This window comes from Dapis hubbardiae BLCC-M172 (assembly GCF_050016015.1).
GTDB lineage: Bacteria > Cyanobacteriota > Cyanobacteriia > Cyanobacteriales > Microcoleaceae > Trichodesmium.
This window is the reverse complement of the sequence record NZ_JBNHEQ010000167.1, coordinates 13,900-32,347: the sequence shown is the minus strand read 5'-3', so window position 1 is coordinate 32,347 and position 18,448 is coordinate 13,900. Positions and strand designations below refer to the sequence as shown.

The 18,448-nt window shown below is 38.2% G+C and carries 11 protein-coding genes and 2 tRNA genes; 4 read left to right on the top strand and 9 right to left on the bottom strand.

Annotated features, from left to right (window positions below; all coding sequences use genetic code 11):
- Positions 1–385 precede the first annotated feature (385 nt).
- The 8 genes from ACP6PK_RS15205 to ACP6PK_RS15170 all read right to left on the bottom strand — a co-directional run bounded on the left by ACP6PK_RS15205 (position 386) and on the right by ACP6PK_RS15170 (position 12,116).
- On the bottom strand, positions 386–1,939 hold the full coding sequence (locus tag ACP6PK_RS15205; RefSeq protein WP_426560472.1) for a gamma-glutamyltransferase: 1,554 nt from the start codon (positions 1,937–1,939) through the stop codon (positions 386–388).
- 921 nt (positions 1,940–2,860) lie between these two features.
- Positions 2,861–6,397, bottom strand: a complete 3,537-nt coding sequence (locus tag ACP6PK_RS15200) for an extracellular solute-binding protein (RefSeq protein ID WP_426560470.1) — start codon at positions 6,395–6,397, stop codon at positions 2,861–2,863.
- Positions 6,398–6,772: 375 nt separating this feature from the next.
- Positions 6,773–7,084, bottom strand: a complete 312-nt coding sequence (locus ACP6PK_RS15195; protein WP_426560468.1) for a hypothetical protein — start codon at positions 7,082–7,084, stop codon at positions 6,773–6,775.
- A gap of 401 nt (positions 7,085–7,485) precedes the next feature.
- On the bottom strand, positions 7,486–8,994 hold the full coding sequence (locus ACP6PK_RS15190; RefSeq protein WP_426560466.1) for a hypothetical protein: 1,509 nt from the start codon (positions 8,992–8,994) through the stop codon (positions 7,486–7,488).
- 966 nt (positions 8,995–9,960) lie between these two features.
- Entirely contained in the window at positions 9,961–10,905 is a 945-nt protein-coding gene (locus ACP6PK_RS15185) for a GNAT family N-acetyltransferase (protein ID WP_426560464.1), read from the bottom strand.
- 102 nt (positions 10,906–11,007) lie between these two features.
- Positions 11,008–11,081, bottom strand: a tRNA-His gene (locus ACP6PK_RS15180).
- A 4-nt stretch (positions 11,082–11,085) separates the two neighbouring features.
- Positions 11,086–11,156: transfer RNA gene (locus ACP6PK_RS15175), tRNA-Ala, on the bottom strand.
- Positions 11,157–11,915: 759 nt separating this feature from the next.
- Positions 11,916–12,116, bottom strand: coding sequence for a hypothetical protein (locus ACP6PK_RS15170; protein ID WP_426560462.1), 201 nt, complete (start codon positions 12,114–12,116; stop codon positions 11,916–11,918).
- A 742-nt stretch (positions 12,117–12,858) separates the two neighbouring features.
- On the opposite strand from ACP6PK_RS15170, the gene ACP6PK_RS15165 reads away from it, so the two are divergent.
- The 3 genes from ACP6PK_RS15165 (at position 12,859) to ACP6PK_RS15155 (ending at position 15,775) form a co-directional block, all read left to right on the top strand.
- Positions 12,859–13,593 (top strand): SDR family NAD(P)-dependent oxidoreductase, encoded by a 735-nt coding sequence (locus ACP6PK_RS15165; protein ID WP_426560460.1) that lies wholly within the window; start codon positions 12,859–12,861, stop codon positions 13,591–13,593.
- Positions 13,594–13,919: 326 nt separating this feature from the next.
- On the top strand, positions 13,920–15,065 hold the full coding sequence (locus ACP6PK_RS15160; RefSeq protein ID WP_426560458.1) for an AAA family ATPase: 1,146 nt from the start codon (positions 13,920–13,922) through the stop codon (positions 15,063–15,065).
- A gap of 137 nt (positions 15,066–15,202) precedes the next feature.
- Positions 15,203–15,775 (top strand): hypothetical protein, encoded by a 573-nt coding sequence (locus ACP6PK_RS15155; RefSeq protein ID WP_426560456.1) that lies wholly within the window; start codon positions 15,203–15,205, stop codon positions 15,773–15,775.
- A gap of 219 nt (positions 15,776–15,994) precedes the next feature.
- On the opposite strand, the gene ACP6PK_RS15150 is transcribed toward ACP6PK_RS15155, so the two are convergent.
- A complete protein-coding gene (locus tag ACP6PK_RS15150; protein ID WP_426560454.1) occupies positions 15,995–16,852 on the bottom strand; it encodes a GNAT family N-acetyltransferase in 858 nt (285 codons plus the stop codon).
- A 447-nt stretch (positions 16,853–17,299) separates the two neighbouring features.
- Between ACP6PK_RS15150 and minC the strand changes: the two genes are divergently transcribed.
- Positions 17,300–18,091 (top strand): septum site-determining protein MinC, encoded by a 792-nt coding sequence (gene minC, locus ACP6PK_RS15145; RefSeq protein ID WP_094674674.1) that lies wholly within the window; start codon positions 17,300–17,302, stop codon positions 18,089–18,091.
- The last annotated feature ends 357 nt before the right edge of the window (positions 18,092–18,448 follow it).

Here is an 18,448-nt window from a genome sequence, read left to right as displayed (position 1 = left end):
TCCCTCCATTCCGTTCCAGTCGTAATGACTTTACATAAAAAATTCAGCCTGCCTAAATATTTCGTTTTGGTGGTGGTGCATAGTAATGGTAGAGGGAGTGTGGAGAGTGTGGGGAGTGTGGGAGCGTCAGAAGAAATTAAAAAATATATATCTTCACCATTACAATGCAGGACTACCTTCGTTTTAAACTACCGCCTATCTACTGGACTGACACACCTTAAATGGTGCAATAGATGTAGCTTGGGTTGTTTGCGTTAGCATTGCGCAGCATGGAACCGTTTGCGGAGCATTTCCAACGGAAAAACCCAACAAAAATTTTGCTCCCCTACGGACGTTGCATGCAACGTCCCTACCTTACTCCCCCACTCCCCTACTCCCTAATGCACTAAATTAGCTGTGTCGGTCCACTACTATAAGCTATCCCACCAGATCGACGAGGATCAGCGGCGGCAACTAATCCCCGATCGGGATTCCACAAAGCAGCTTGCACGCCTCCAAAATACATAGACATTTCGGGGAACTTACGAGTAACAAAACCTTCTATAGACTCCACCGGAACCCCAGTTTCAAAAGCTATGGTAGATAAACCTTCAAAAATTTCTACATGAAGCCGAGGATGATTTATGGCTTCAGCGAGTGACATTTCCAAGTGCAGGAAATTGTGCAAGACTTGAACAATGGCAGTAGTAATACGAGAAGCCCCTGGAGAGCCAATTGCTATAACTGTGCCGTCGTTATGCCGTGCTATACTTGGAGCCATATTAGAAATCAGACGGGTTCCTGGGGTCAAACCCCGTAACCCTTGAGGATGAAGTTCTATTTCTCCAAGAGAATTGTTGAGCCATAAGCCAGTCCCCTCAATCATTACTCCAGAACCATAACCAGCAGAGGCAGTAATAGCACAAGCCACCCCCTGACTGTCAACGGCGGAGGTGTGAATCGTAGAAGGAGATGTTAGCGCAGTCTTAAAGTCTAAGTTACTTACCCATTTTAGCCAAGGAGGAACTTGGCCTTCGCCGAAGTTGTCACCAGACTCGTCAAAGTGATGGCAGCGATAGTCTAAAACAGCTTTCTGAATTTGGGCCATTTGCCTGAGTGCTGCTAGATTATCCGTCAAAAAAGGCTGGCGTTCAAGGAGCCAGAGCATTGCTGCTACACAAACTCCACCAATGGCAGGAGGTGGATTAGTAATTACCTCCCAATCACCAAGACGGATAGAAATCGGCCTCCTTGTCTGCACCTGGTAATTCTGGAGATCGAGAGCTGTTAGTAGACCATTATTTGCTTGAATTTCCTTCGCTATCCGTTGTCCAATTTCTCCCGTGTAAAAAGTGCTTACTCCCTCCTCGGCAATTATTCCTAGACTATCAGCTAATTCAGGGATGCGCACAATTTCTCCTGGCTGAAGGTAACTACCATCAGGGTGATGTAAAACTCGATAACTGTCTGGATGCCAACTAAAGATAGCTTCGTGAGTATAAGCCAAATATTCAGCAGCGGCTCCAGTCAGAGGAAATCCTTCTTGAACCCATCGGCGAGCTGGCTCTACCAGAGTTTTCCAGGGAAGATTACCATATTGCTCGGCTGCCATGGCTAAACCCTTTAATATCCCAGGGGTCGCCACCGAGCCATAACCAATGATGGTACTCATCTGACCACCATAGTCGAAGACAACTTCTCTCATTTCTTTGCCGACCCGTTCTGGTGGTAATCCTCGGCCAGGCATTTCCCCATAGGCATCCATCGCAATTGGTTGTTTGTCTGGCGACCAAATCGTAATAAAACCACCTGCTCCAGGAGCCATTACTCCTAAGTCAGTACACATGGAAACCAAGGTGGATGCCACAGCAGCATCAACAGCATTCCCTCCAAGAGAGGCAATGGTAGCACCTGCATCTGCTGATATTTGAGACCCAGAGGAAATAGCAACCTGCGACATAGTTAGTCTATTTGTAGGCAATAGTTTTGACTAGGTTGTTATCAGATATACTACCTGATAATAAAGATTATACCTTGATTATTTAGTTTTGGGATAATTTGTTCAAGTTATTTTTACACGGCTCCGGAAGTCCACCTTCTCCTGATAAGATCAAGTCCGGTATCATTAGACATCTGGTAAAAAAGATATAGACTTTTTGCGCTTAGTAGGGAACAGGGAACAGGGAACAGGGAATAGGGAACAGGGAAAAGAAAGAAGTCCAGTAGGGTGCGTTAATGAAATGTAACGCACCGCTTGTCCCCAACTTTGGGATAATTGATTCAACTTTTTATTATTGAAGATGTCTAATATTATCGGTGCGTTAAGCTTTCGGTGCGTTACGCTGCGCTAACACACCCTACTGGACTAAAACAAAATTTCTAGGGTGCGTTAGACGGCGTAAATTTAGACTCTGAACAAGATTTGGTAATCCGTCCTAACGCACCGTCTCTTCCGTAATGTTCGGTGCGGAATACTGCGCAAACGTTAACGCACCCTACTGGACTGACACATATTCAATTGGGCGTTACATCATTGGGGGGCGGGTTTATCTAACATTAGGTGAAAGCTCGCGTTAATTTAACGGGGAAACCCGCCCCTACTATTGCACTATTTAAGGTGTGCCAGTCTACTACTGGATTTAATTAATTCTGATTACAGCGGTTTTCATTAATATAGAGTACAGAGATTTGGGTTTAAAGGAAGAATTAAGAAGGAAGAAGGTTTGTTGTCTACTTTTGTGAAAACCCCTATAACACCTATCTCCAAGTGTGGGATATCTAGAAAGATTTGGCAATAGCTGAAGATGGAACATTTTTTTATACCGAACCAGAGCGGATTTGAGATCAGGAGTCAAGAGTCCGTAGTAAAGACACCAAAGGGTTAATCAATGGTACATCTTCGAGCTGGTTCAAACCATTGAGCCAATCCATTTTGCAAGGCATCAGCAGCTTCTTGGGGAGTCATTTCACCGTTAATGACTTTCAGTGCCCCATTCTGCATTAAAGAGTAGCCATCAGGCAACCCATCCTGTAACTGCGGATATGCCCAACGCACATCAGTGCCACGCCCCTCACTCAGCTTCAGAAAAGTATTAGCATACTGATTACGAATTTCTGGCACTGCTTTGTGCATGGGAAAAAAACCGGGCAGTTCATTACTGAAGAATTCTGCTGCTTCGGGTGTCGTCAACCATTGCAAAAAGATTTTCGCTTCCTGCTTATGCTTTGAGGCAGCATTCAATCCTATGGCAAAATCTGGATGTAACGTTATATAAGCTGGTTTTCCCGCTGGGGGTGGCACGGCAAAAACACTCCAAGTAAGATTAGGCGCTTCAGATTCAAAGATAGGAATATCCCAGGAACCTCCCATCCACATAGCAGCTTTACCTTGTAGGAATAATTGTTGGCTCTCATAGTAGCCCAGTGTTGCTTGACCTTCTGGCAGAAATGGGGCAATGTCTGCAACTGCTTGAAATGCTGCTACAGTATGCTTGTCGTTGAAGCAGCGATCGCCAGAGCTATACTTGAGTCTTCCTTCCCGTCCGCCAATAAAGTTGGGTGCCAAGTTCATAAAGACAACCTCGGCGATCGCCCACTTGTCTTTCGACCCATTGGCAAAGGGTATATAACCGAAATATTTTATGACTTCTGCCGTATAGAGCAACTCCTCCCAAGTAGTAGGCACTTTTAGATTCAGTTGCTCAAACAGGTCAACATTATAGTATATGCCGTGGGAAACCGCCATAAAAGGTACACCATAAGATTTACCATCATCTGTTGCCCAAGGATCTAAATTCTCTGGCGTAAAATTGTCCTTCAATCTGGGTAAATCTTGTAAGGGTTCCAGATAACCTTCTTCAAACAATGGTCGTGAGAAGGAAAAAGAACGTAGATAGAACAAATCAGGAGCTACACCTTTTTCTAACTGGCTCGTTAGAATTGAGTCATATTCTTCACTGGGAACAAATTCTACATTGATGTGAGGATACTTACTGTTAAACACTGCTAGTATCTGGTTAATCTGTTCTACATCATGGTTCGTCAACCACGAACTCAAAGTTAAGGTTACTTGTTCGTCGGTTGCGTTTCCTAGATTAGCATCAGTTGCTGCGGACTCTTGTGGGGAGAAAGGGCGTTGCTGATCAGAATGTGGAGAAAGTGATAAAGTAATGACATAGCGGAAGACAAATATGACCCCAACCGTCAAAATTAGTAATGGATAAACTACCTTGCTAACTCTGGCTAAACGTTTGACTAATTTCTGGTTGTCTTTTTTCGATTCTATATAACTAGCGATCGTGATCGCTAGTCCCAACAATACTAACAGGTAAACGCAATAGAAGATATATTCAATCGCAATTAAATAGCCAATTTGTGGTAAATCACTGGAAAGTCTCTGGTGGAAAAATGATGAAGTTAATAAGGTACTTACACCGATACTAACCCGCGGACTTATTTGTTCTGCAGGGATAAAGAAAAGTAGGTACGATACACAGATAATTAGAAACAGAGGCAGCAAGTTCTTAATAGCAAAGCTGACTCCATCTCTTTGAATTGAAATAACAGCATTAAACCTAGAATATTCTATATCAGTATCTGAGTTAAAAAATTGGGGATTACCTAGGGTAGAGCTATCTCTAATTATATCCACAAAAAAATTAGCGTTTTTTACTTCCCAGTTAGGAGTCGAACTAAAAACCTGGGATCTTTCAAACTTCTTTAAAGTCGCTTGATTAGTTTGATTGCGCATCCCTAATAAGTCCTGCACATAGAGCAATTTTTCTCTATTTAAGGAGGAATGGCGGAATTTTAGCTGCAAACTTTGGGTATCAAAGGGATATTCATGAAAAGCAAAATTCACCTTAAATTTGGCTTTGATTCGATAAAGTCGGTAGGTGATATCGTTGTCTATTTCTTCATCAGCTAGAGGCCGACCTAATTTGATAGTTTCTGCTGAATTAATAAACTCAATTTCATCAAATTTAATCCGATTTGGACCGCGAAACCAAAGATAAAAATCGACGGTATAAGTTGATTGTTTCTGATCGATATCACTCACTTCATTAATATCTATCCCAGTATATACTACCTGGGTTTTTTGCATATATCTACCATTAACGAGTAAAATATTTTCTGCTTTTAATTCTTGCTCAATATCCTCAATCTTCTTGAGGTCAGTCACAGGAGAAAGCTGAGTCCAGCTTGAAATGAATTTCTGCTGCTGAAATTTGCCAATATAAACCTCTTTAAAAGCATTACCTTGCCGATCAAAGTAAATGAGACCTGTTGTGCCTTTAATACCATTTTTAATCTCATTAATTTGGGCGAGAGCATCTTTAATTTTCTGGCGTTCTGCTCCTAGGTTTTTCCGTTCACCTTGAACGTTTCCCCTTTCCATCGCCTTAATAGCTACTAAGGTAGCATCATAATAGGTAGCTGCTATCGGACTTGGTTCTTGATCGTACTTTTTAAGATACTTATTTCTGAACTGTTGAGCTTTTTCTCCTGCAGTATTAAAAATAATATGAGATATGGCATAGATATCATCAGAGAAATACCCCGGTATTGCCTGTTCCTCTGAATAATCTTTTATTAGATCTATAAATCCCGTACTAAGGATGTCACCGCCTATCATGGGATATTCTAAGCCCCTGCGCATCATTTTGGGGATTAGTTTTGCCACCTCGCTGGTAGTTGTTGTCAAAAAAATAATCCCAGTTTCATCCTTCTTTGTCTTGGATAAATCTAGGATAATTTGATCGCGCATCTTCTCCACATTTTCGGATTTTGGCTCGATATTCCATTTATATTTGACTGTTCCTCCCAAAGCTATGAATTCATTTTCAAAAGCTTTGGCTAGAAATTTGTTATAAATATCATCCTCTTGAATTATGATACTCGCCGTTTGCTGATGCAAAATTCTCTTAACATAATTGGCTAAATAAATGCCTTGAAAAGAAGTATCAACAACTACTCTAAAGTACCAATCATTTCCTTGTGTAACAGCTTGATTAGTTGCAGAAGCAGTAATCGCTGGAATGCCATATTCTTTGTAAACTTGACTCCCTTCGACAGAAGTAGAACTGGAAAGATGTCCCAAGACGACGAGGGCTTTATTTTGTTTGGCAATCTCCAAAGCTTTCTGTCGAGCCAATTTAGGTTCTCTTTGGTGATCAAACTCTAGCAATTTGACCTGCTTTCCCCCAATTCCCCCCTCTTGGTTAACCTGGTCGAGATACAAGTTGATTCCCCTAACCATCTCCTGTCCCTCTAATTTGTGCTGTCCCTTCATGGGACCGACAACTGCGAGATAAATGGCATGGTCTTCTCTAGGCAAAATGATCAGGATCGCCAAATAAAAGATCAAGAGGAAAAAAAATACTAATAATCGATATTTTTTTGGTAACTTGAGTTTCATTAAGGATTGTTCCTGTTAATAAGAGTCTGTTCGTAAACTAAATAGATGCTAGATTTCACAATTCATTTTTACATCGCTCCTTGTAGGAAATAGCTACTACTAAACAAAAGTTAACACTAACAGACTCTGTATTGTTTGACCTCAAACAAGTTATATTATGTCCGGTTGAATAGTTATAAATAAGAAGGGAGGAGTCAGGAGTCGTAGGGGCGTTTCATGTCGCGCAGCGAAACGGCCGTTAGCTTCGCATAACTATCGTTAACGCCCGTACAGGAGTCAGGAGGGAAGAGGGGAGAAAGAAAGTACAAAAAGGAGAATGTTTTTTGGTCGCGTAAGCGGAACGGAGTTCTATCACGCTCTGATCCGGACATGATATTAAACCTGATTAACACCTATCTCCAGTAATTTTTCTAATCTTGCACTTGACCAGTATTCTGTAAGGTATGCGATCGCAAAAATAGAGTCAAGTCGAATTAACCATATCACTTGTTTAAAAGTATCATCTTCTTCATCAAATTCATCTGGTGGAACTAATACCATAATTTCCACAAAGTTATCAGTCACACTAACAGGAAGACCATAATAAGTTTCCTCTGCTTCAATGCGGACTTTACTACCATTTTCTAGTGCTTCTGTTAATCTTTGATAAAGAAGATTAGGCTTTTTTGACTTGTATTTTTTTGTCACAATTATTCTCCATAACTATAACGTTGCAGTTTGTCTAAAATCTGCTTGAACAGTTGTCACAATTATTCTCCATAACTATAACGTTGCAGTTTGTCTAAAATCTGGTTGAACAGTTGTCATTGCGACGATAGGAAGAAATCTCAGGGATGCGCGAAGATTGCTTCCTGATATCAAATCTGCTTGCTTTGGAGAATAAGGTTCCACCATCAGTATTGGCTAAAATTCCTAGTTTTTAGAGGGTTTGGAGACCAAACCCCTACGGTCTTGAATTATATTGATACTACCGGATTTGGTATGGCCGTCGCAATGACTTGGATACAGTAATTATCAGGATTTTATATTACACACTCAAACAAGAAACCGGGTTTATTGCCATGATTATTTTCAAATCACGAAATTTTCTAGATAAACCCGGTTTCTGCGCAACTCCTATTTTTTCTGACTTTTGACTTTTGAATTTCTCGATCATTGCGCACTGGCAAAGAAGTCTCCATAATTTCCATCAACAATTCTAGTCGTGAAGCGTGAGACAACATTGGCACCAAATTAGGCAAAGAGTAGTAGTCACCTTTAAAACTCAAAGTTTCCACTGGCACTTGCTTCCGCTTCAGTTGACTTTCTACATAATTAGAAGCATAGTTACCCAAACGCACAATAACCACATTTGGCATCACCGCCAAGTCACGACAATAAGCAGTGTAAGCATCAGCAAAATAAGGTGCAGTATTTTCTCCTTCATCTGTCACCAGAATAAACTGTTCGACAACTTGCTTTTTGCGTCGCATTGCTGCTACAGCACAACCGCAACTTGTACCTCCACCCGCGCGAATATTTTGGAAACCACGTTCCCAGTCACTCAACTCTGTACCTTCGGCAGTAACAGGATAAGGCATAGTATCGAAAGCGTAGACAAATAGTTCCGCTTCAGTAATACCTGAAATTAGGGAAGCAAGACGCTTACCAACTTCGATCGCCTGGTGCATGGAACCAGACTTATCCACAAGTAAAGCAGTTGGTAGAGAAATTTTACCGCGCTTTTTGACTTGCTCGTTAGTCACCTTCTCCAACTTGGCAGCAGTTTCCGCATCAACCTGGGAAGCATCAGCAGCAACTTTAGCTTTATAAGCAGATACGCGATCGCTATTTTGCGCTTCAGTCAGTTTCTCATCTATTAACGCTTTTACTTCTGGGTGTTCCATTGCACCACGAGCAGTCAGAGATTTCAGGTTATTGATAATTTCCTGGGGAGACATAGAATTAATCAAAGCTACTAATACAGTAGGTGTTAATTTTTTGACTGCTCCCACAGCAATAGTATAGGGAATGTTGTGTTCCACTATTAAAGCTGCTTGCTCTGCTGCTGTTTCTGTTTTTGCCAACTGCTTCAACATGAAAGCTAGACTATCTTCTGGAGGTCTTTCTTTAAATAAGATGGCATCAGCGCGAGAATTAGGTTTAATGTGCAAAGTCGCATATAAGTGCTTCATTGCTTTGCGGTTACGGATAGCTGCGCGGTCAAAAAATTCTGCATTTTTTTCGCGCTTGCGCAAATAACGAGTAACAGCAGTACGCGCTGAACGTGGCATTTTATTTTGCTGTTGTTTCATAAAGTATACAATGCGTGACACCTGGTAAGGAGGGAAATTTTGTAGCATTATGAAACCTGCATCTCGGTGTTCTGTAAGATTACTTGTTAGCAAGTTTCCTAAGAATACTTCTTCATGGTCTCGCACATCACCGTTATTTTGATACCAAACTGCTAAATGTCCGTAAAAAATAGGGTCTAACTCAACAATTAATTGATGAATTTCTGCTACTTTTTCTAATTGACGGTGAGGAGTTGTGAGCAGACTATTGAGCATTTCTAAACGTAAGTCGCGTTCATCGTTATTCATCTTAGTTTTATTCATTTTAACTACCTCCTTATTCAAACCAAAATAACTTTTTTCGGAGGCAATTATCGTCGGCAGTTTTGCGGTGTTTTGGTATTAATATTTATGATTAAATATACCGCGCAAGTTAAGAGAGTTTTGCTACCCATAAGCTGTATGTAATCTCTCTAGTTTGGGGCGCGACGACAACTGCTAATGAAATAAATATTCAGCTATAGAAATATGAAATGATTGGTGAAAAAAACTGTAGGGGTTTGGTTTCCAAATCCCTCCTTTAGGTTTGGAGAGCAAACCCCTACGTTCAATAATTGATAATTGATAATGGATAATTGATAATTACCTCTGGTTAAAACCGTTACGGAATTGAATATCGGGAAATATCCTAGCACTTTTTTTCCCCTATCCAAGGGGAGGCTTCAAGGCGCGAATTATTTAATTATTAATTATTAATAATTAATAATTGGGTAAGATTTTCTCATAGGGGTTTGGTCTCCAAATCCCTTGAAGCTTGGGTTTGGAGACCAAACCCCTACAGTTTTTTCTCACGAATGATTTCCTATTGTTATATGTTTTTTTAAATTAGGAATTAAAATCACTTCGCGCAAGTTAAGAAAGCTGTTGTTTCATACGCAGGAATTGAACCTGCTACCACTTGCATTAAAGGCAAATGCTCTACCAAATGAGCTAGTATGTAAGCTTTCATTGTTAGGGCGCGAAGTGAAATTCTCTATGCTTTATTTAAGCTATTAAAGCTGTTTAAACGTGAGTATTAAAAGTATAAATAGCATCTTAAGAGATAGGTTTTTACTAATTTGAAAATTTCTCTAAAAACATAAATTGAATATTGAATTTTCTAGGTTCAGTGATTAGGCAGCTTTGCCTCTTTATTTACCTTATATTTTTTATACTACATAAATAATACATAACTGTCAAGGGGGTAAGAAAATATTTTTTGAAGAATCTAAAAGTCAGAAATATTCATATTTAAAATTCTTTGACATAGAAAATATTAGTATGAACTTTACGGAAACCCACAGACTCATAAAGTCGAGTTGCTCCCGACGGGTTCTCAGCATCAACACCAAGTAACGCCTTATCCATACCAACATCTCGTAACCGTTGCATTCCAGAAAGTAACATAGCCTTTCCTAACCCACGCTTCCGAAAACCACGACGAGTACCGAGAATAACTATTCCACCTTCTTTTGTTCCTTTGTCCTGGTTTTTTTCTGGGTTAATAAAACAGCAACAAAAACCAGCAAATGTACCATCACTAGCACTAATTGCAACTAAATCTAAATCTTGTCTGTAGTGAGGGTGACTTACTTCATGTTCCAACTGCTCAACTGTCAAATCATGGTGGTTCCAATGATCTATAAACGTTTGGTTAAACATCTCCACCCATGCTTCTAGGAAATGTCGCTGCCCAATTTCACTAGAAAATTGCTGAGATAGAGCAGACTCCAATGTAAAACCTTTGGGTAACTCTGGTTTGGGAAAAGGTTCGGTGAGCGATCGCTCCATGCGCAAAAAATAACGACATGGGGTAAAACCACAACTTTCTAATAATGCGATACGTTGAGTTTGAGTGTCGCGACTACCTGAGCGCAACTTTACAGAAGTATTTCTATCTGTAGCGACTTCCCGTATTCGTTGTTCACTCCATTTAATGATTTCTTGTTCTATACCTTCGCCTCTGAAAGTAGGATGAACTTTGAAAGAAAGATGAGCATCAACTGATAATTCTGGGATTGATAATTGCCCAAAAGCAATAAGCTTACCATCTCCATCTTCCCAAAGACTAATTTCACGCTTTATGTCTGGAGCTGGACTATTAAATTCACGTTGCAGAGAGGAAATAGATATCCATTGATCTAAGTGATCGACTTCTTCACAAGCTTGGAAAAGTTCTGCGATAGTGCTCCGCACCGCTGCGCGATCGCCTCTAAATCATTTTCTCCCTGATAAGAGCGAGTTGCTAAGGTTTTCATATATAATTTCATAAATAATAACTGATAACTGAAATAACAGGGCGTCCGACGAGACTTGCACTCGTTTCCTTCGGCGTCACAAACCGACGTTTCGACTACTTCAACCTCAGACACCAAATGGAGACTAGGGGGGTTGAACCCCTACCACAACTTCGCAAGAGTTGTATGCTCCCATTACACCAAGTCCCCAAATATTTGATAAGCAATTTTGTATGCAAAAAAATGTATTAACTTTTAGTCAAACACTTCACACAAGTCGAAAAAGTAATGAATACAATACAGCCGTTCTTATCAGTTTTTAACCTGACAGTGAACGCGCTAATCTTTATCTCAGAAAGATTTAGAAAGCTTCGCTATTTCGGTTGCCCGAATATCGCTACTTTAGGACTGTTAGAAAATGTATGTATACTTTATCAGTTGGGGTGCGAAGTTATTTTAGTTATCAATTATCTAGTTAAGATTTAATTTTGTATTTTTTTATTCTTATTCAAATAGTTAAAAAGTCACTTCGTACAAGTCAAAAAAGCTGTTGATTCATACGCAGGATTTGTTCGCCGAAGGCGTTCCCGGAGGGTACCTGCTACAATTTGTGATGAAACAAATGCTCTAACCAAATGAGCTAGTATGTAAGCTTTTTTTGTTAGGGGACGAAGTGAATTTTAACTATTATTATTATGTTCCGCACAAGTCAATAAAGCGCTTGACACTAACGCTCTATCCGTTGAGCTACATTCCCTAAAAATAGTGGGAATGATAGGAGTCGAACCTATAACCTTTGGTTTAGCAGACCAAAATGTATGTACGCTTTACAAGTTAGGGTGCGGAACATTATAGCTTTAAGCATTTCCTACGGACTGCTGCGCAAACAGCTATTAGCTGTCAGCTCTCTACAATATTAATAAAGTTTTTATGCTGATAGCTACTGATAACTGCTGGCTTACATTTTATTTAACCATAAACTGCTTCAGGACGAACAATTAAATCCCCATTTGGACGATGGTCTAAAACGTAGGAATTAAAGCGTTCTTTACCCACATCAAAATATTGAGATAGGCGTTCTTTAATAGCATTTTCTTTCATATTTTCTGTGATGCCTAGTTGATTTTCTGTTACATCATAAGAACGCCCTTCAAATCTAATATGAACCATATCAACACCTCCTAATTTTTTATCTGAAGAAAACAGAATATTTTCCTAGTTAATTTTCTACTTCTTGCTAGTTGATAAAAGACTGATAATATTGCAGTCTATCAAATTTAAAAGAACCTCAAATTTCAGGTTTTGTATAATATAGTAGTCTGCTATTACTATTAGAAATATCCAAAAATTCTCAATATTAGTCACAGAAATAATTTAACTTTTGACTTCTGACTTCTAACTTCCTTAGTTATCTAATAGATACAGCACTTTCCGTTGCCCGTGACGTACAAAGCTAACAGGCAAGATGCCTGTGCTACATGAATTTTACCATTTAAACTTGTACATCATTAATCCGAAATCTGCTGTATTTGTGAAAATTCTGATTAATTATTTAGTTTTCAAGGTGCAAATATGGCTTGTTTCTCTAGAGGTTGTTCGCCTCTCCTTTAACTGCCACATTTATATACTACATAAATAATACATAAAGTGTCAAGGGGGTAGAAAAATTTTTTTCTCAGGATATTGAAAGTAAACTATATCAATAGATATAAGGAAATTACAGTTCTTAAAATATAGATATTCTGCCAAAAAGCCTCCATAAAATCTAAAATCTAAATTTACAATAAAAGAGGGAGCAGGGACATTCGCATTTTTGTTATGCAACGTCCGTACAGAGTAGAGGGAAATAATTGATGATTTCTGTGAGATAATGACTTTCTTAGAGATATCTAATAGTTTTAGGAAGAATAAAATGAGCGAAAAATCTGCAGCAGTTGTGATGGGTGTTGGTTCAGAAGAAGGCTTAGGTGCAACACTTGCTAAATATTTTGCTAACCAGGGTTTGCACGTTTTTGTTGCTGGCCGTAGCGGAGATAAACTACAGTTAATTGTGGAAAATATCGCACAACAAGGTGGGAGCGCAACTGCTGTTGTTACTGATGCAACAGTCGAACAGGATGTCGAACAACTATTTGCAGTTGTGGAAAAAGCAGGTTATCCTCTTGATATTGCTGTCTACAACGCTGGTAAAAATATTCGCGCACCCTTATTAGAAACAGATAGCGAAACTTTTATCAACCTTTGGCAACAAAATTGTTTTGGTGGATTTTTATTTGGCAAACAAGCGATCGCTACTATGAAAAAGCGACAACAAGGTACTCTTATTTTTACGGGAGCGACTGCTTCCTTAAGAGGAAAACCACCTTTTACAGCTTTTGGAGTAGCAAAAGCAGGTTTGAGAGCTTTAGCTCAAGGGATGGCGCGAGAATTTGGTCCCGAAGGTATTCATGTTGCTCATGTCATTATTGATGGTGTTATTGATGGAGAAAAGTCTCGTACAAGGTTCCCAAATTTTGTTTCCCAAAAAGGTAAGGAGGGTTTATTACAACTTGAAGCGATCGCGGAAACCTATTGGGCTATTCACCAACAACATTCGAGTGCATGGACTCACGAACTCGATCTAAGACCATTTAAAGAGTCTTTTTAAAGGCTAGAGAATTAATTAGACAGTGCAAAGTTCTTAAAATAGCCATTGCTAGCTATGGCTATCACCACTCCTTCTCTATTTCACAGCTATAAATGTTATAAGGCTTTACCAGTAATACTTTCAGTCTTGAAAGTAAACCGTTTTTAGAAGCACCTTGTACTCTCCAGTAATTAAGTCTAAAATAAAAATTCAAAAATTAAGATAAATAGTTTTAGATAAATAACTTTTTTACCTTAAAAAAAGCATTTTTCCATCTTGTGTAGTATTGGATAATGGCAAGATACTAAAAGTGCTTTCTTATTTTTTCCAAATTATTAATTTTGCCAATGCTAAAAAAACTTTATGTCAACAACTTTAAATGTCTAGTTAACTTTGAAATTAAATTCTCAAATATAAATTTACTACTAGGAGGAAATGGTTCGGGAAAAACAACAGTTTTTGAAGTTTTGCATAAACTCCAAAAATTTATATTAGGAGAATTTGAAACTACTGGAAAATATTATCAAGTCTCAGAAATTTTTCATCAGCAAGATTTAACTAGATGGCAAAACTCACCTATCCAGAAATTTGAATTAGAAATTGCAGGAAATGGAGGCACATATTTATATGTTCTAGAAATCGAATATCCATATAATTCTTTTCCCAAAATGAGTTATGAAAAATTGACCTTCAATAAAAAACTTCTATTTGAGTTTAATATCGAGCAGACTTTCGGAGAAATTCCTTTTGCAAGACTATTTAATGATTACTCTAGCACGGAAGGAGCTATGCTTGAATATTTTGATTTCTCACGCTCAGGAGTAGGTTTTGTTCCTGAAAGACCAGACCAACAAAAACTTACTTCCTTTAAAAAACTAATTGCCAATTTTTTTATTGTTCAAATAAATCCTTTTGCCATGACAACAGAAAGCCGTCAAGAGGAAAAACATCCTAATAGAAATATTTCAAACTATGCCGCTTGGTATAGTCATTTATCTCAAGAATTTCTGAATCAAATATTTGAACTTACAGTAGAATTACAAAAAATAATCAAAGGTTTTAATTCTTTCCAAAATCAAAAATCAGGAGAAGTCAGAATTCTTTCGGCAATTTTTAATCTTCCTAGTAAAACATCTTATAAACTCAACGAATTATCAGAAGGTCAAAAAACATTAATAGCCCTATACACCTTACTATTTTGCACTCCAGAAACTGATTGTACTTTATGTATTGATGAACCAGAAAATTTTCTAGCTTTACCAGAAATACAACCTTGGCTGATGAAACTTTTTGATTATTGTCAATCAAATCAAAAACAAGCAATATTAATTTCCCATCACCCATCTTTAATTAACTATTTAGCTAGTAATTCAGGTTATTGGTTTGAAAGACAAGAAAATCAACCTGTGCGGGTACAGAAAATTGTTGAAGAAGATGAAGAAGGTTTATCAATTGCTAAACTGATAGAACTTAGATGGATTTATGATGATTGAATAAGAAATCATATCAAATATTGTAGGGGCGAATGGCATTCGCCCCTACCCATTATATGACGATCAAAGCAATTATTTTACTCCTATAATTTTAATCCTGATTCTAACTATTTACTTCTAAATTAATATTGCTAAAAATGACTAAAGTAACAATTTTGTGTGAAGATATTGACCAAGAAAGATTCATTAGAAAATATTTAATTTGCCGAGGTTTATCATCTAGAGATATTACCTGTTTCCCAAAAACGACAGGGATGAAAGTTGAAAATAATAATGCTTCGATTTTAAAGTATTATCCTCAAATTTTAAAAAGTTATAGAAGAACAAAAAATTCTCAAGATATTGCAGTAATAGTAATGATTGATGCTGACGATAAAACTATAGATGAAAGAATTCGTTCTCTGAATATGGCTGTGAATAAAGAAGAAAGAGAGCGAAACAAAGATATGCGTTTACCTAATGAAAAAATAGCTATTTTTGTACCTGCCAGAAATATAGAAACTTGGTTTTCTTATATTAACGGTAATCAAGATTGCAATGAACAAGATGACTACAAAAAGAAAACTCTAAATACAACGGAAAGAATTACATTAGCTGAAGCTTCAGCAACAAAATTAGCATCGGATATTTGTCCTCAAGGACTTGATGAAAATGCTCCATATTCCCTACATCATGCTTGTAATGAACTGCAACGATTACAATTAGATTAGAGATTTTTTCATTCAAAAACTATTCTATTATCAAATTGAATTCCTTTACAATTAATAGTTTTGACTTGAGCTGAATGCTGAATGCTTAAAGCTATAATAATATACTTTACCGAATAATTAAGATTTAAAGCCAACTAGATCAAGAGAAACAATGAATTTATTTTCCTTTTATTCAATCCTATCCGTTTTTAGGGAGACGTAATTATCAATTATCCATTATCAATTATCAATTATTGAAGAAACTTCTTTCACATAAGCTATCTGAGTATTAACTCTCTTGAAACACACCGACTCATAAAGTCGCGTCGCACCTGAAAGGTTATCCGCATCAACATACAATATTGCCGTTTCCATCCCTTTGATTTTCAACAATTTCAACCCTGACAGCAAAATACCACGTCCCAACCCCTGTTTCCGAAAACCACGTCGAGTACCCAGCATATAAATTATACCATCTTTCCGTCCTTTTAATTCATTATTTTCAGGGTGAATCTGACAATCACAAAAAGCAGCAAAAGTACCATCAGGCGCAACCGCAACTAAACTTAACTCTGGTTGATATTTAGAATTGTTGAGTTTATTCTTAACAAATTCAACAGTTATATCTTGATGATTCCAATGATCAATAAAAGTTTGATTAAACATTTCTGCCCAAGCTGCTGCATCTGCTTCATTATCTATATTTTTGAGGGTGAAACCTTCAGGAAATTTAGCTTCTGGAATGGGTTCGGTAAGCGATCGCTCCATCGTCAGAAGATACCGCTCAATTTTAAAACCACAACTTTCTAATAAAGCTATGCGTTCAACATTATCACTATGTCCTCCAGACAACACTTTAACTTTGACATTTCTTTCCCTACCAACTTCCCCCATCCGTTTCTCTCCCCACTCCAGAATTTGAGTTTCTAAATTATTTTGAGTTTGAGGAGCGACTCGGAACCACAAAATACCTGCTATATCTTCTCCCAGTTCAAGAATCATCAGTCCCGCAATAGCTACAAGTTGACTGTTGCCATCTTCCCATAGACAAATATCCCGCTGCTTATCTACAAAAGGATTTTCAAATTGCATTAGCATTTCTGCGGGAGATGGCCATTCATGGAATTGATTAGCTGATTTACTATTGTTGAGTAATCTAGCGATAGTGCTCCGCACCGCTGCGCGAACGCCTCTAATTCTGTTTCACCTCTATAAAAACGAGGTATTACTGTTTTAATGCTCATAATTATCTGATTTATTTTAGTAGTTACGACTTGAGTAGAGAGCATCTTGAAATTAGCTCCCGACTCCTGACTCCTGAATCCTGACTTCTGACTCTATCAGCACAATTCTGAACTAATATAGCGCTACCCATTAAGGTATTTGACATTTTCTAAATCCTGAAACCCCTTGGCAGTCTGCTGTTTCCTGTTCCCTATTCCCTGTTCCCTATTCCCTATTCCCTATTCCCTATTCCCTAGCGCTATAACTGATATGATAGGATAGTTTGCCTATAGGAAAAAGATAAAAAACATTCCATACTCTATGTCTTCTGATGCTTCTGATGCCTCCGTCTCAACTACTTCCACCTCAACACAAGAAGTAAGTACCAACTTACAAGTTAGGTTCAAAACAGAGGAAGGAAAGTTGTTATTACTATTGCCACCAGAATCTAATAGTGGTGAGATAGAAAGTCCAACAGCTATGACCTGGACAGAAATTTGGCAACAGTTAAAGCAACGCCTCAAGGCGGGAGAGAGATTTTGGCAGCCAAAAACAGAAGTAGAGCTAATTGCATTTGACCGTCTATTAGATACTCGTCAACTCCAAGAAATTGCCGAAGCTCTTTTAGAAGTAGAACTAAAATTGGAAAGAGTTAGCACATCACGTCGTCAGACTGCTGTAGCTGCTGCTACAGTAGGCTATTCTGTGGAACAAAAATCTGCCTTGACTACCCTAAGTCAAACTCCTACAAAAAAAGTTCAACCCTTAGCTGAACCACTTTATCTACAAATGACTGTACGTTCTGGAGTAGAAATTCGGCATCCAGGTACCATAATAATTGTAGGAGACATAAATCCCGGTGGCTCTGTTATTGCAGATGGGGATATTCTTGTATGGGGTCGTTTACGGGGAGTAGTCCATGCAGGTGCTAAAGGAAATTCTAAGAGCGTAATTATGACTTTGCAAATGGAACCAACTCTCATTAGAATTGCCGAGCAAGTTGCTAGAGGGCCAGAAAAACCACCAGCTCAATTTTATCCTGAAGTGGCTTATGTGGTAGACCAAGGGATTCGGATTAGCAGAGTTAAAGATTTTGCTAAGATATATCGTTAAATGAAGTCAGAAGTCAGAATTCATAAGTCAGAAGTTGTTTTTATAATGGGGATGCTTCAATAATTGATAATTGATAATGGATAATTGATAATTACCTCTCCCTAAAACGGATAGGATTGAATAAAAGGAAAAAAATTCATTGTTTCTCCACGGCGAGTGAGAGGCTTTAAACCTTAATTATTCGGTAAGTAACCTTCCAAAAACATTTTGCCAATTAAGGCAGGGTTGTGCTACCCCATTATTTTGATAAATTTATTTAGGAATTTATAGATGAGAAATCTCCAAAAATTATATTTTTAACCTCTGGCAATTAATGGCCTCAAGATAAACAGTTAAAATTTAAGCGGGAAAAATACT

Coding starts and splice junctions, on each gene's coding strand:
- ACP6PK_RS15205 (WP_426560472.1), bottom strand. CDS start 1,939: ATGTCGCAGGTTGCTATTTCCTCTGGGTCTCAAATATCAGCAGATGCA.
- ACP6PK_RS15200 (WP_426560470.1), bottom strand. CDS start 6,397: ATGAAACTCAAGTTACCAAAAAAATATCGATTATTAGTATTTTTTTTC.
- ACP6PK_RS15190 (WP_426560466.1), bottom strand. CDS start 8,994: ATGAATAAAACTAAGATGAATAACGATGAACGCGACTTACGTTTAGAA.
- ACP6PK_RS15170 (WP_426560462.1), bottom strand. CDS start 12,116: ATGGTTCATATTAGATTTGAAGGGCGTTCTTATGATGTAACAGAAAAT.
- ACP6PK_RS15165 (WP_426560460.1), top strand. CDS start 12,859: ATGAGCGAAAAATCTGCAGCAGTTGTGATGGGTGTTGGTTCAGAAGAA.
- ACP6PK_RS15160 (WP_426560458.1), top strand. CDS start 13,920: ATGCTAAAAAAACTTTATGTCAACAACTTTAAATGTCTAGTTAACTTT.
- ACP6PK_RS15155 (WP_426560456.1), top strand. CDS start 15,203: ATGACTAAAGTAACAATTTTGTGTGAAGATATTGACCAAGAAAGATTC.
- ACP6PK_RS15150 (WP_426560454.1), bottom strand. CDS start 16,852: ATGCTAATGCAATTTGAAAATCCTTTTGTAGATAAGCAGCGGGATATT.
- minC (WP_094674674.1), top strand. CDS start 17,300: ATGTCTTCTGATGCTTCTGATGCCTCCGTCTCAACTACTTCCACCTCA.